General features: G+C 64.0%; 12 protein-coding genes. 2 read left to right on the forward strand and 10 right to left on the reverse strand.

The genetic code is table 11. The features are described 5' to 3' along the window. Window positions 1–95: 95 nt before the first annotated feature. Window positions 96–1,019: a LysR family transcriptional regulator gene (locus tag C2H86_RS14035; RefSeq protein WP_159408626.1), complete on the reverse strand. Its 924-nt coding sequence runs from the start codon at window positions 1,017–1,019 to the stop codon at window positions 96–98. Between the two features lie 212 nt (window positions 1,020–1,231). On the opposite strand from C2H86_RS14035, the gene C2H86_RS14040 reads away from it, so the two are divergent. Both C2H86_RS14040 and C2H86_RS14045 read left to right on the forward strand, forming a co-directional pair. Further along, window positions 1,232–2,512 (forward strand): aspartate aminotransferase family protein, encoded by a 1,281-nt coding sequence (locus C2H86_RS14040; protein ID WP_159408627.1) that lies wholly within the window; start codon window positions 1,232–1,234, stop codon window positions 2,510–2,512. Window positions 2,513–2,652: 140 nt separating this feature from the next. Then, window positions 2,653–2,811 (forward strand): YqaE/Pmp3 family membrane protein, encoded by a 159-nt coding sequence (locus tag C2H86_RS14045; protein WP_009681539.1) that lies wholly within the window; start codon window positions 2,653–2,655, stop codon window positions 2,809–2,811. Window positions 2,812–2,844: 33 nt separating this feature from the next. Here the strand turns inward: C2H86_RS14045 and C2H86_RS14050 are convergent, their stop codons facing one another. The 9 genes from C2H86_RS14050 to C2H86_RS14090 all read right to left on the reverse strand — a co-directional run bounded on the left by C2H86_RS14050 (window position 2,845) and on the right by C2H86_RS14090 (window position 12,929). Then, complete coding sequence (locus tag C2H86_RS14050; RefSeq protein ID WP_159408628.1) at window positions 2,845–4,668, reverse strand: S9 family peptidase; 1,824 nt, start codon at window positions 4,666–4,668, stop codon at window positions 2,845–2,847. Then, a complete protein-coding gene (gene pqqE, locus C2H86_RS14055) occupies window positions 4,634–5,782 on the reverse strand; it encodes a pyrroloquinoline quinone biosynthesis protein PqqE (protein ID WP_159408629.1) in 1,149 nt (382 codons plus the stop codon). The genes C2H86_RS14050 and pqqE overlap by 35 nt, the downstream gene beginning before the upstream one ends. Then, the gene (gene pqqD, locus C2H86_RS14060) at window positions 5,754–6,029 is read right to left on the reverse strand and encodes a pyrroloquinoline quinone biosynthesis peptide chaperone PqqD (protein ID WP_103448706.1); all 276 of its coding nucleotides are present in this window, start codon (window positions 6,027–6,029) and stop codon (window positions 5,754–5,756) included. The genes pqqE and pqqD overlap by 29 nt, the downstream gene beginning before the upstream one ends. Further along, entirely contained in the window at window positions 6,026–6,763 is a 738-nt protein-coding gene (gene pqqC / locus C2H86_RS14065) for a pyrroloquinoline-quinone synthase PqqC (RefSeq protein ID WP_181004558.1), read from the reverse strand. The genes pqqD and pqqC overlap by 4 nt, the downstream gene beginning before the upstream one ends. A gap of 27 nt (window positions 6,764–6,790) precedes the next feature. Further along, window positions 6,791–7,702: a pyrroloquinoline quinone biosynthesis protein PqqB gene (pqqB, locus tag C2H86_RS14070; protein WP_159408630.1), complete on the reverse strand. Its 912-nt coding sequence runs from the start codon at window positions 7,700–7,702 to the stop codon at window positions 6,791–6,793. Between the two features lie 80 nt (window positions 7,703–7,782). Further along, a complete protein-coding gene (gene pqqA, locus C2H86_RS14075; RefSeq protein ID WP_003243383.1) occupies window positions 7,783–7,854 on the reverse strand; it encodes a pyrroloquinoline quinone precursor peptide PqqA in 72 nt (23 codons plus the stop codon). Window positions 7,855–8,023: 169 nt separating this feature from the next. After that, on the reverse strand, window positions 8,024–10,303 hold the full coding sequence (pqqF, locus tag C2H86_RS14080; protein ID WP_159408631.1) for a pyrroloquinoline quinone biosynthesis protein PqqF: 2,280 nt from the start codon (window positions 10,301–10,303) through the stop codon (window positions 8,024–8,026). Between the two features lie 133 nt (window positions 10,304–10,436). Then, entirely contained in the window at window positions 10,437–11,231 is a 795-nt protein-coding gene (locus tag C2H86_RS14085; protein ID WP_159408632.1) for a carbon-nitrogen hydrolase family protein, read from the reverse strand. A gap of 15 nt (window positions 11,232–11,246) precedes the next feature. Continuing rightward, the gene (locus tag C2H86_RS14090; RefSeq protein ID WP_159408633.1) at window positions 11,247–12,929 is read right to left on the reverse strand and encodes a flavin monoamine oxidase family protein; all 1,683 of its coding nucleotides are present in this window, start codon (window positions 12,927–12,929) and stop codon (window positions 11,247–11,249) included. Between the last annotated feature and the right edge of the window lie 106 nt (window positions 12,930–13,035).

The raw sequence follows: 13,035 nt of genomic DNA on the forward strand, positions 1-13,035 counted from the left end.
GGATTTCCTGCCAGGATGGCGGGGCGATAGGGATGTCACAGGGAAACAGTCTAGAGAACCCCGCTTCGGCGGGGTTTTCTTCGTCTGCGTGTTTTTCAGCCAAGCACATCCAGCGGCGTGGCACCCAATTGCCGGGCGTCAGCCTCTTCCTCCAGCAACGTGCGCAGCAGTTCCACCGACGCCTGTTGGCGCTGGGCATCACGGAACACCAGGCCGACCTTGAGCGGCACGCGCGGCTCACTCAAGGGTTTCCACAGCAAACCCTGGTCATCCTCGGCAGCATCCTTGGCCCGCCCAGGCAGGATGGTCGCCAGCGCGGTGTGCGCCAGGCTGTCGAGAATCCCCGCCATGTTGTTCATCTCGGCTTGCACCTGCGGCCTGCGGCCCTGTGCGGCCAGCTGCTCCTTCCAGATTTGGCGGATCTGGAATTCCTCGCCGAGCATCAGCATGGGCAATTCGGCAGCCTGCTTAATGGAGACTTTCTTGAAGTCCTTCAGAGGGTGGGTATCCGGGATGACAACCTGCAATTCGTCTTCGTACAGAAGCGAGCCGTGCAGCCCTGGCTGGCGCGGTGGCAGGTAGCTGATGCCGATGTCCAGATTGCCATTGAGCAGCCGCCGTTCGATTTCCAGCCCCGACAGTTCGTAGATCTGCACCACGAGATGCGGCTGGGCCTTGCGCACACGCTCCAGCAGCTGTGGCACCAGGCTTGGCCGCACGGTCTGCAGCACCCCGATGGCCAAGGTGCGCAGTGACTGGCCCTTGAAGTTGCGCATGGCCTCATGGGCACGTTGCAGGCCATCCAGCAGCGGCAAGGCATGGTTGTACAGGGTGTGTGCCGCCAGGGTCGGCAGCAGGCGCTTGTTGCTGCGTTCGAACAGGCTGAGGTCGAGGCTGTGCTCAAGCTGGCGAATCTGTTGTGACAGAGCCGGTTGCGACAGCGACAGGCGTTCGGCGGCGCGGCCAACGTGGCCTTCTTCATACACCGCGACGAAATAACGCAGTTGGCGAAAATCCATAAGTAACACTTATCGAAAAAGCTGGGAAAACGAAATGGCCGCGAACGCCGCCGAGGCCTAGTCTATCGCCGTATTCCAACGGGTTACAGCGATCAATCAGCTCATTGTTACCGCGTTTGAAAAACACTTTTGATAGGCAAGGCAAAATTATCCAGCGCCGGCAGCAAGACCGGACCCCTGGCCGCCCTTTACCGTGATTGGTTGGAGCCCCGATGAACCTGTTCAACCTGCGCCGTTCGGCCCCTGCCGCGGTTGCCGAGCCCAAGCGTGCGCCGGTGATCGTGGCGGATGCGCCGCAGTTGTCGCGCGAGCGCCTGATGCCGAGCACCGAACGTGCGGAGCAAGTGTTCGTGCGTGGCCAGGGCTCCTGGTTGTGGGATAACGAAGGGCATGCCTATCTGGACTTCACCCAGGGCGGCGCGGTCAACAGCCTCGGGCACAGCCCGACGGCGCTGGTCAAGGCGCTGGGCAACCAGGCCCAGGCGCTGATCAACCCGGGTGCGGGCTACCACAGCCGTGGCCTGCTGGCGTTGGTCAACCGCCTGTGCCAGAGCACGGGTAGCGACCAGGCTTACTTGCTCAACAGCGGTGCCGAGGCCTGCGAAGGGGCGATCAAGCTGGCGCGCAAGTGGGGCCAGCTGCACCGCAACGGCGCCTACCACATCATTACTGCCAGTCAGGCCTGCCATGGCCGCAGCCTGGGCGCTCTGTCGGCCTCCGACCCGCTACCGTGCAACCGCTGCGAGCCGGGCCTGCCGGGGTTCAGCAAAGTGCCGTTCAACGACCTGGCGGCGCTGCATGCCGAGGTCGATTCGCGCACCGTGGCGATCATGCTCGAGCCGATCCAGGGCGAGGCGGGGGTGATCCCGGCGACACGTGAGTACCTGCAGGGTGTGGAAAAGCTCTGCCGGGAACTGGGCATCCTGCTGATTCTCGACGAAGTGCAGACGGGTATTGGCCGTTGTGGGGCATTGCTGGCGGAAGAGACCTACGGTGTACGTGCCGACATCATCACGCTGGGCAAGGGCCTGGGTGGCGGTGTGCCCCTGGCGGCTCTGCTCGCCCGCGGGACAGCCTGCTGCGCCGAAACGGGCGAGCTGGAGGGCAGCCATCACGGCAATGCACTGATGAGCGCTGCGGGTCTGGCCGTACTGGAAACCGTGCTGGAACCGGGCTTCTTCGGGCAGGTGCAGGACAGTGGTCGTCATCTGCGTGATGGCCTGAGCCGCTTGGCCGGCCGCTATGGCCAGGGCGAAGTGCGCGGCCAGGGGCTTCTGTGGGCGTTGCAGTTGCAGGAAAACCTGGCCAAGGAACTGGTCGAGGCTGCCTTGAATGAAGGTTTGCTGCTGAACGCGCCGCAGGCCGATGTCGTGCGCTTCTCGCCGGCGCTGACCGTGAGCAAGGGCAATATCGACGAAATGCTCCTGCGCCTGACCCGGGCCTTTGCCCGCTTGCATGCGCAACAACAGGCCCACCGCGAAATGCCGGCCTGATCAAGAATTCTACGAACCGTCTGGCGTTTCTGCGCATCGCCCCGTGCCTGTTTCATTTGGCCCGGGGCGTTTTTTTTTGCCTGTGGAACCTCCAGCAAGCGCAACGGGTCTTCCTTGTAACCCCTTCAGGAGAGACCCGCATGGACTTCATTCGCATCATCATCGCCATCATCCTGCCGCCGCTGGGTGTATTTCTGCAGGTGGGGTTTGGCGGGGCGTTCTGGCTGAACATACTGCTGACCCTGTTGGGCTACATCCCGGGGATCGTGCATGCGGTGTATATCATCGCCAAGCGCTGAGGATGCCTGGGGCCGCACGGCGGCCCCAGGCTGTCAGTTCTCCAACACACGGCAATAGAATTTCCACTCTTCCTCCAGCGCATGCGCCAGATTCTCGGCCTTGCGGAATCCGTGCCGTTCCCCTGCATAGAAATGCCCTTCAGCCTCAATGCCATTGGCTTGCAACGCGGCCAGCATCGAGCGCGTCTGCTCCGGCACCACCACTGCATCCAGGTCGCCCTGGAAGAAGATAACTGGCACCTTGATCTGCGTGGCATGCAGCAGCGGCGTGCGCTGGCGATAACGTTCGGCATCCTGCTGCGGGTCACCGATCAGCCAGTCCAGGTAATCACTTTCGAACTTGTGCGTGGCCTGGCCCAGGGCAATCGGATCACTGACCCCGTAAAGGCTGGCACCCGCGCGGAACACTTCGTGGAAAGCCAGGGCGCACAGCGTGGTGTAGCCACCGGCACTGCCGCCGCGAATGAAGGCCTTGCCAGGGTCGATCAGGCCTTGCCCGGCCAGATACTCGACGGCGGCACAGGCATCCTGCACATCGCTTTCGCCCCAACGCAGGTGCAGCGCCTGGCGGTATGCCCGGCCATAACCGGTGCTGCCCCGATAGTTCAGGTCGGCCACGGCGAAACCGCGATGGGTCCAGTACTGGATGCGCGGGTCGAGCACCGGGTAGCAGGCCGAGGTCGGGCCGCCGTGGATGAACACCAGCAAAGGCGCAGGGCCTTTGGTGCTGCTTGCTGGATAGAAGAAGCCATGGGCAAACGCGTCGCCGCTCTCGTAACGAATCGATTGCGGCAGGCTGATGTGCGCCGCAGGAAGCACTTCTGCGCCACCGGCCAGCACGATGACCTCATGGTTTGCCCGGGCAATGGCAATCACTGCTGGTGGGCTGATCGGCGAGGCCGCGACGGCATACAGGTATTCGGTATCCATGGCCAGACTGCGGAAGCGGGTATAGGCGCTGGCGAATCGCTCCACCCGTCCATCGTCCGAGCGCAGGCCCAATTGCCCGAAGCCACCTTCGAACCAGCTGGCCAGGTAGCTCTGCGGCCCCATGGGCAGCCAAGTGCTGGTGCCCAGTTGCCAGGGCGCGGCGGCGTGGTCCGCAGGCTCTGCTGGCAGGGCTTGCCAGCGGCCGTCGATTTCGCCCCACGGTTGCCAGAAGCCATTGCGGTCGGACAGGCAATACAACCGGTCTTGAGCATCGAAGCGGGGCTGTTGCAGTGATTCGTCATCGGCCGCCATGCAGCGTACCGTTCCCCAGTTGCCGCTGGGGCAGCGTTCTCGGCACATCAGCCGGGTGATGGTCCAGGGCTGTGCCGGGCGGTCCCATTCGACCCAGGCCAGGCGTTGTCCATCCGCGCTGATCGTAGGTGAAGCATAGAAGTCGGCGCCTTCGGCGAGCACCTCGCGGGTGGTACCGTCCAGTGCCACCAGGCGATGTTCGACGCTTTCGCCATGACGTTCTTCGACTGCCAGCACCTTGCCGTCGTGCCACTGCACATCGCCATAGCGGCAATCGGCCTGGTCGGTCAGGGCGCGTGGTGCGTCACCTTCGAGGCGCTGGGTATAGACCTGCTGATCCTTTTCGTTGACGAACAGCAGCCCATCGCCACCCAGGCAGAAACTGCCACCACCGTACTCGTAAACCCGGCTACGCACGCTGAAACCATCGGGCGTGAGGCAGCGCGCCTGCTGGTCACGCCACTGCCAGATGCGGCAGGCACCATCGGCCGGGCGGAATTCGTTCCAGAACAACCCCTCGGCACTGACTTTGAGTTCGGCAAAGTCTGTGCCGGCGGCAACGGCCTGGGCAGCGCTGAAGTCAGCCGCGGACGATGACACGAGAGTTGCGCTCATTGCGGAAGGTCATCTCTTCGATGGCGAGTTGGGCGGTCTCCGCCTCTTCGCGGGCCTTGAGGATGATGCCGTGGTCGGCCGACTTGGCGCACACCGGGTCGGCCTTGCTGGCATCGCCGGTCAGCATGAAGGCCTGGCAACGGCAGCCGCCGAAGTCCTTTTCCTTTTCGTCGCACGAACGGCACGGCTCGGGCATCCAGTCGTAACCGCGGAAGCGGTTGAAGCCGAACGAGTCGTACCAGATGTGGTGCAGGTCATGGTCGCGCACGTTGGGGAACTGCACCGGCAATTGCCGGGCGCCGTGGCAGGGCAGGGCTGTGCCGTCCGGTGTGATGGTCAGGAACAGGCTGCCCCAGCCGTTCATGCAGGCCTTGGGGCGTTCCTCGTAATAGTCCGGGGTGACGAAAATCAGCTTGCACGGGCTGCCCGCGGCCTTGAGCTTTGCCCGGTACTCGTTGGTGATGCGTTCGGCACGTTCGAGCTGCGCGCGGGTCGGTAGCAGGCCCAGGCGGTTGAGGTGCGCCCAGCCGTAGAACTGGCAAGTGGCAAGCTCGACAAAATCCGCCTCGAGAGCAATGCACAACTCGATGATGCGGTCGATCTTGTCGATGTTGTGCCGGTGGGTGACGAAGTTGAGCACCATCGGATAACCGTGGGCCTTCACCGCACGGGCCATCTCCAGCTTCTGCGCAAAGGCCTTCTTCGAGCCGGCCAGCAGGTTGTTGACCTGCTCGTCACTGGCCTGGAAGCTGATCTGGATATGGTCCAGCCCGGCCTCCTTGAAGGCGGCGATGCGCGCTTCGGTCAGGCCGATGCCGGAGGTGATCAGGTTGGTGTAGTAGCCCAGCCGGCGAGCCTCGCCAATCAGTTCGGCGAGGTCCTGGCGCACCAGCGGTTCGCCACCGGAGAAGCCGATCTGCGCAGCGCCCATCTCGCGGGCCTCGGCCATTACCTTGAACCACTGCTCGGTGCTCAGCTCCTGGCCCTGGGCGGCGAAATCCAGTGGGTTGGAGCAGTACGGGCACTGCAGCGGGCAGCGGTAGGTCAGCTCGGCCAGCAGCCACAGCGGCAGGCCGACCGGCACCTCAGGCGAGGGTGATCCAGTGTTCGGCACGGGCCACCTCCATGAATTGCTCGATGTCGTCGGCGACTTCGGGCACACCAGGGAATTGTTGTTCGAGGTCGGCAATGATCGCCGCCACGTCACGCTTGCCGTCGATCAACCCGCCGATCAGGCCGGCGCTGTCGTTGAGCTTGATCATGCCCTCGGGGTACAGCAGCACATGGCCTTTCTGTGCCGGTTCGTACTGGAAGCGGTAGCCGGGGCGCCAGTTCGGCACTTGCTTGCGGTCGAAACTCATAGGGCAATCCCCTTGTGCCAGACCCGTTGCTGGGTGACGGTGTGATAGGGCGGGCGATTCAGCTCGTAGGCCATGCTCATGGCGTCGAGCATGCTCCAGAGGATATCCAGCTTGAACTGCAGGATTTCCAGCATACGCTCCTGGCCCGCGCGGGTGGTGTAGTGCTGCAAAGTGATCGCCAGACCGTGTTCCACGTCGCGCCGAGCCTGGCCCAGGCGGGTGCGGAAATACTCGTAGCCGGCGGGGTCGATCCACGGGTAGTGCTGCGGCCAGCTGTCCAGGCGCGACTGGTGGATCTGCGGGGCGAACAGCTCGGTCAGCGAGCTGCTGGCCGCCTCCTGCCAGCTGGCACGGCGGGCGAAGTTGACGTAGGCATCGACGGCGAAGCGCACGCCTGGCAGCACCAGTTCCTGGGAGCGCAACTGGTCGGGGTCGAGGCCGACCGCCTGACCCAGGCGCAGCCAGGCTTCGATACCGCCGTCCTCGCCGGGCGCGCCGTCATGGTCGAGCAGGCGCTGGATCCACTCGCGGCGGATTTCGCGGTCCGGGCAGTTGGCCAGGATCGCGGCATCCTTCATTGGGATGTTGACCTGGTAATAGAAGCGGTTGGCCACCCAGCCCTGAATCTGCTCGCGGGTGGCGCGGCCCTCGTACATCGCCACATGGTACGGGTGGTGGATGTGGTAGTAGGCGCCCTTGGCGCGCAGGGCCTGCTCGAATTCGGCAGGTGACATTGGCAGTGCGTCGCTCACGGGGCCTCCTTACAGCTCGATGCTCATGCCATCGAAGGCGACTTCGACGCCGCGGCGCTGCACTTCGGCGCGCTCGGGGGAATCTTCGTCGAGGATCGGGTTGGTGTTGTTGATGTGGATGAGCACCTTGCGTTGGCGCGGGAAGCCGTCGAGCACCTCGAGCATGCCACCCGGGCCGTTCTGCGCCAGGTGGCCCATCTCGCGGCCGGTGCGGGTGCCGACACCGCGGCGCTGCATTTCATCATCCTCCCACAGTGTGCCGTCGACCAGCAGGCAGTCAGCGCCGTGCATCATCTGCAGCAGCTGGTCATCGACCTGGCCGAGGCCAGGGGCGTAGAACAGCTTGCCGCCGGTGCGCGTGTCCTCGACCAGCAGACCGAGGTTGTCACCCGGGTGCGGGTCGAAGCGGTGCGGCGAGTAGGGCGGCGCGGCGCTACGCAGGGGGAAGGGGGTGAACGTGAGGTTGGGGCAAGCGTCGATGACGAAACTGCCTTCAAGCTCGATGCGGTTCCACTGCAGGCCACCGTTCCAGTGGCTGAGCATGTTGAACAACGGGAAGCCGGTGGTCAGGTCCTGGTGGACCATGTCGGTGCACCAGACCTGGTGTGGGCAGCCTTCGCGCAGGCTGAGCAGGCCGGTGGTGTGGTCGATCTGGCTGTCGAGCAGGACGATGGCGTTGATGCCGGTGTCGCGCAGGGCACGCGCCGGCTGCATCGGCGCGAAGGCCTGGAGCTGGGCGCGGATGTCGGGCGAGGCATTGCACAGGATCCAGTGCTCACCGTCGTCGGACAGGGCGATGGACGACTGGGTGCGCGCCGTGGCACGCAGGCTGCCGTCGCGATAGCCCTTGCAGTTGACGCAGTTGCAGTTCCACTGCGGGAAACCACCGCCGGCGGCGGAACCGAGAATCTGGATGTACATGGCCACTCCTTCTGCGAAAAGCCGTATCGGAAAAACGACGACGCCCCGGCGGGCCGAGGCGTCGAACCGCAAAGCAGGGCTTAGCGGTTGGCGAAGTACATGGTCACTTCGAAGCCGATACGCAGGTCAGTGTATGCAGGTTTGGTCCACATGGGCGTTCTCCTTCCGGATGGGGTTGGGGTGCTTCAGCTACTCATTGGGTGCCACCTGGAGCTGGAGGTTCCATTGGCTGAGATAGCGTTATCTTACAAGAAATTTTTGTACTGAAAGGTTAATTCTTTGATAAGCGCCCTTGCAGTAAACGTAACAATCCCCGCGAGATCAGTGCCAGGACGCATCCGGCGCGGCGCTGTTGGCCAGGCAAAGCCAGGCGCAATCGTAGCCGAGCAGGCCGCTTAGCAGGTCGTCCAGATCCGCTTGTTGCGTCATCAGAATAGCCCGCTGCAGCGCAAGTAGATCGCCGGGTTGTGTGGCCAGGTGTGTCTGCCATGCCCATTCGGCGACCTCGGCGTTGGCCATGGCAGGCTCGTCGAACTGCTCGGCCAGTGCCTGGCGAGCATGGCTATCGAGTGTGACACCCTGGCCCAGAAGCTCGCGCAGGTGATCGAGGATTTCGCCCTGGCTGGCATGTGGCGACTGCACACCGAACAGCAGGCCACCGATGCCTTCGATCTGACGGAAGGTACTGAAAACGGCATAGCCAAGTTGCAGCTCGACTCGCAGTCGTTGATACACCGGGCCTTGCAGCAGCTGGGCCAGGAGTCGACCAATGGCTTGCTGCCCGGCGGGTAGTGGGCAGAACAGCAGCAGGGCATGTTCACTGCCCGGCACCTTGGCATGGTGCCAGCGATGGCCGGTCCAGAGGGCGGCAGGCGTGGGCACCGCGCCTTGTCCTGGGCAGCCTTGCAGCACTGCGCCCAGCGCCTGCGCGGCGCTGGTGTCGAAGCCTACAGCCAGGCCCTGCCAGTGGCTGTGCTGCCAGGCGTCGTCGAGCAGCGCCTGATCGAGTGTGCAGAGCGGCGTTTCGGCGGGGAGAGTGCCGAACACGGCGTCAGATAGCTGATTGATCAATGCCCTGATCGGTATCAGGGCGGGCGCCTCGGGTGGCGATGGCTGCCAGTTGGAGGGCGCCTGCATGAGCGCCAGCGCCTGGCCTGTGGCGCGTACCACGGCTGCCGGGTGGCCAGCGCAACGTAGCTGCCAGTATTCGCCAGAAGCGTTGAACTGCAGTTGCACGCAGGCCTGTTCGCAACGTGCCTGCAGGGGATGCAAGGCGCGTTCAAGTACACTCTGCAGGCGCTGGCGCAATGCCGATGGCACGTGCCAGCGCAGATAAAGTGCTGCGTATTGCCTGGCGGGTGGAAGCAGGTCGCTCATGGCCAGCGCAGGTGGCAGCTCCGCAGTAAGATCGGTGGGTAGTTCATCGAACAACAACGGCTCGGTCGCAGGCAGTTGCCATTGCCCGTATGCCTGACGTGGCAGCTGTTCAAGCAACGCTTCGAGCGCGCCCAGAGCTTGTTTATCAAGTGCTGCAAACAGCTGCCCGGCGCTGTCGCGGCGGGCCAGCTCCAGTGCACTGGCGCTGCGTTCGCGACGTCGTTGCAGGCGGCCAAACGCGCTGTTGAGTAGGGCGGAGTCTGACTGGCGGATGAAGTCGAACCAGCCATGCAGCAGCTTCAGCGCTTCACCGGTGTCGGCATCCGCGGCGAGTTTCAGGTCGATGTGCCAGAGCAGTTGCCCGGCGAAGGCATACAACTTCTCGACCTGGCACGCTTTGAGCCAGCCGCGCTGTTCGAGAGCATTCAGCCAAGTGCCGGGGCGGTTGTCGCCGAGGTTGGTTAGCAGCAGTTCCAGCGCCTGCTCTGCACCTGCGGGCAGGCCCTCGTGGGCGAACAATAGCGGCTTGTTGGCGGCCAAGGCGGGTGGCAAGGCTTGTGGCACAAGGCCGCCCGTTTCGAAGACCCCGGCGTATTGCTTGCCGAGTTGTTCAAGTTCATCCAGTGGCTGCGGGCCACAGAGACTCAGGGTGATCTGGCCGCCCTGGTAGAAGCGCTGGTGAAAGCCCGTGAGCGCTTGCTGGAAGGCAATATTGTGCAAAACGAGGGAATAGCGGTTGCCTGCATGGAAGCCGACCAGCGGATGATCGCCAGCCACCGATTGCAGCAAGGCAAACTGCTGCTGCGCCTGCGGGTTGCGTGACCAGGCGATGAATTCGGCGTGGATGACTTCCCGCTCGCGGCTTTGCCGTTCGATGCTCAGGTCCGGTTCGGCAAGCATCTGGCACAGGCGCTCCAGGCCACCGGCCAGTGCGGCGGGCGGCAGTTCAAAGAAGAAGTCGGTGGTGCGCTCGCGGGTGCTGGCATTGACCTGGCCGCCAAGGGCCTGGACGTAGCGCATCAGGCCGTCTTCAAGAGGGAAGCGTGCGGTGCCGAGGAAGAACAGGTGTTCCAGGAAGTGGGCCAGCCCAGGCCATGCGGTTGGGGCATCATGGCTTCCCGCATGCACCCTCAAGGCGGCCGCCGAGCGCTTCAGGCGCGGGGCGTGGCGCAGGGTCAGCTGCAAGCCGTTGGCGAGGGTGAGGTGGCGGGTGGTGTCAGGCATGGGAACTCCGGGGCAGGTGTTCATGCTAACCCATTTGCAAGGCAGGCCCGGCCCATTCGCGGGGCAAGCCTAGGCATATGCGATTCCTGTAGGAGCGGGCTTGTCCCGCGAATGGGCCGCAAAGCGGCCCCTGTCAGCCCTGGCGCAGATGCAACTCTTGACGCAGATCGGTCAGGTAAGGAAACGCCTCACGCCCCCGCACCACCCGCTCATGCTCCAGCTCAGCCAGCAACTGGCACTCATCGCGCCCGGCCATGGCCAGCAGGCTGCCATCGGGCCCGATGATGCTGCTCTGCCCGCAGTAGAGGATCTCGTCCTCGGCCCCGCAGTAGTTGGCATACACCAGGTAGCACTGGTTCTCCTGCGCCCGCGAGCGCACGGTCACCTGGCAGACGAAGTCGTACGGCGTCATGTTCGCCGTCGGCACCAGGATCAGCTCGGCTCCTGCCAACGCCAGGCGCCGGGCGTTCTCCGGGAACTCGATGTCGTAGCAGATCAGCATGCCCACCTTCCAGCCCTCCAGCTCGACCACCGGGAAATGATCGGCGCCAGGGCTGAACATCGCCCGGTCCAGCTCGCCGAACAGGTGGGTCTTGCGGTAATTGCACAGGCTGCGGCCATGGGCATCGATCAACTGCACGCTGTTGTAGATCGCCCCGTCATCGGCGCGCTCCGGGTAGCCGTAGACGATAGCGATACGGTGCGCCTGGGCGATCTCCACCACTTCCATGGCCGAGGGACCATCGTCGGTTTCAGCCAGCCGTTCGACCTGCGCCAGGCCGATGTTGTAGCCGCTCAGGAACATCTCCGGGCACACCAGCAATTGCGCGCCACGCTCGGCCGCCAGCTGCGCCTGGTGGCGCAGCCGTTGCAGGTTGCCGGGCACGTCCAGCGGGTTGGGTGCGCCCTGGAACAGAGCGATGCGCATGCTGCCTCCTTGGTTTCAGTCAGCCAGGGCGATGGGCCCGATCTCGTCGAACACATCACCCGGGCCTGGGTTGTCCGGGTGGGTGTGACCACCGAAGTGGTTCATGATACCCCACACCGCATTCAGCGACGTCTGCACCGCACCTTCGACCCAGGCCGGGGTCCACGACACATCGTCACCGGCAATGAACATGCCGCGCTGTTCGGCGGGCATGTCCTGCTGCATGAAGTGCGCGTACATGCGCTGGTTGTAGCGGTAGTGGCCCGGCAGCGCGCCCTTGAAGGCGCCGAGGAAGTGCGGGTCGGCCTCCCAGGAAATGGTGATCGGGTCGCCGATGATATGCCCGGCGATATCGGTCTTGGGGTAGATCTTCTTCAGTGCATCCAGGGCCAGCTGCACGCGCTTTTCCACGGGATGCGGCAGCATCTTCAGAGCGTCGCTCATCCAGGCGTAGGACAGGCAGATCACCCCCGGTTTGTCGTCACCGTTGTCGAACAGGTAGGTCCCGCGGGTGAGGCGATCAGTGAGGGTCATGCTCATCAGGTCGCGGCCGGTCTGAGGGTCCTTGTCCTTCCAGAACGGCCGGTCGACCATGACGAAGGTTTTCGAAGACTGCATGTAGCGGGTGCGGTCCAGAGCCATCCACATCTTCTGCGAGAACAGCGACTCTTCGCAGTCGATCTGGGTGGTCAGCAGCCAGCTCTGGCAGGTGGCGAGTACTGCACCATAGTGGCGGGTATCGCCCCAGTTGTCGGTGACCGCCAGGCGCCCGTCGGTCGCGCGGGCGATGCGCCTGACCCCGGTGCGCGGTGCGCCGCCATGCAGCGAGCTGAGACTGGTGCCTTCCGGCCAATGGGCGCAACGCTCCGGCACATGGCGCCAGATACCCTGTGGCACCTGTTCCACGCCACCGACGATCAGGTGCTGGTGATCGTCGCAGTTGGTCATCACCACGCGGAAGATTTCCAGCATCGAGTTGGGGAAGTCCGAGTCCCAGCCGCCAGTGCCGAAACCGACCTGGCCGAACACTTCGCGGTGCTGGAAGCTCAGCTGGGCGAACGAGCGCGAGGTAGCGACAAAGTCGTAGAAGGTGCGGTCGTCCCACAGCGGTACCAGTTTGTTCCACAACTCTTTCAGCCGAGGTACGTCACGGTCACGGATCGCCTGCTGGATGTCGGCGAACCTGGCGCCGCTCTCCAGCGCATCCGCCCAGGCGTCTGCCACTTCATGGAACAGTTTCGGCAGGTCACTGGCCTTTTCGGCGTAGTAGGTCTGGCCTTCGAGGTCGATCACCGTGCTGCCCGATGCGGACGTCAGCGGGTTGGGGAAGGGCCTGGTTTCCAGGCCCAGCTTGTCGACGTAGTGGTAGAAGGCGGTGGAGGACACCGGAAAGCGCATGCCGCCGAGCTCGGCGATGACGCCGTCGGTGCCGTTGAAGGCCTGCGATCGCAGCCGCCCGCCGAGCTTCGAGGCCTCGTACACCACGGGCTTGAGGCCCAGCTTCATCAATTCGTAGGCCGCGACCAGGCCGGCGATACCGGCGCCGACGATGGCGACTTCCTCACCATGGCGCTCAGCCGGAATGCTGCCCAGGCCGGCCGGGTGCTCCAGCCAGTCGTCGAAGGCGAAAGGGAAGTCCGGGCCGAAGATGGTGATGGGCTGTTTGCCGTCGGCGGGGTGGCGGTTTTTCTTGTTCATGAAGTGACCTTGCCAGAGCGGCTGCGCGAGGGGCGGAGCCTGAGTATAGGAGATGGCTGGTGGTCATTTTATGAAGCGGGGTGTTCGTAATTAAGATGCAGAATGA

Origin of the sequence: Pseudomonas putida (assembly GCF_009883635.2) — a bacterium.
In the GTDB taxonomy this organism is placed as follows: domain Bacteria; phylum Pseudomonadota; class Gammaproteobacteria; order Pseudomonadales; family Pseudomonadaceae; genus Aquipseudomonas; species Aquipseudomonas putida_W.

Bases quoted from the DNA above. Each gene is read 5' to 3' on its own strand.
- C2H86_RS14035 (WP_159408626.1), bottom strand. From the start codon at position 1,019: ATGGATTTTCGCCAACTGCGTTATTTCGTCGCGGTGTATGAAGAAGGC.
- C2H86_RS14040 (WP_159408627.1), top strand. From the start codon at position 1,232: ATGAACCTGTTCAACCTGCGCCGTTCGGCCCCTGCCGCGGTTGCCGAG.
- C2H86_RS14045 (WP_009681539.1), top strand. From the start codon at position 2,653: ATGGACTTCATTCGCATCATCATCGCCATCATCCTGCCGCCGCTGGGT.
- C2H86_RS14050 (WP_159408628.1), bottom strand. From the start codon at position 4,668: ATGAGCGCAACTCTCGTGTCATCGTCCGCGGCTGACTTCAGCGCTGCC.
- pqqD (WP_103448706.1), bottom strand. From the start codon at position 6,029: ATGAGTTTCGACCGCAAGCAAGTGCCGAACTGGCGCCCCGGCTACCGC.
- pqqC (WP_181004558.1), bottom strand. From the start codon at position 6,763: ATGTCACCTGCCGAATTCGAGCAGGCCCTGCGCGCCAAGGGCGCCTAC.
- pqqB (WP_159408630.1), bottom strand. From the start codon at position 7,702: ATGTACATCCAGATTCTCGGTTCCGCCGCCGGCGGTGGTTTCCCGCAG.
- pqqF (WP_159408631.1), bottom strand. From the start codon at position 10,303: ATGCCTGACACCACCCGCCACCTCACCCTCGCCAACGGCTTGCAGCTG.
- C2H86_RS14085 (WP_159408632.1), bottom strand. From the start codon at position 11,231: ATGCGCATCGCTCTGTTCCAGGGCGCACCCAACCCGCTGGACGTGCCC.
- C2H86_RS14090 (WP_159408633.1), bottom strand. From the start codon at position 12,929: ATGAACAAGAAAAACCGCCACCCCGCCGACGGCAAACAGCCCATCACC.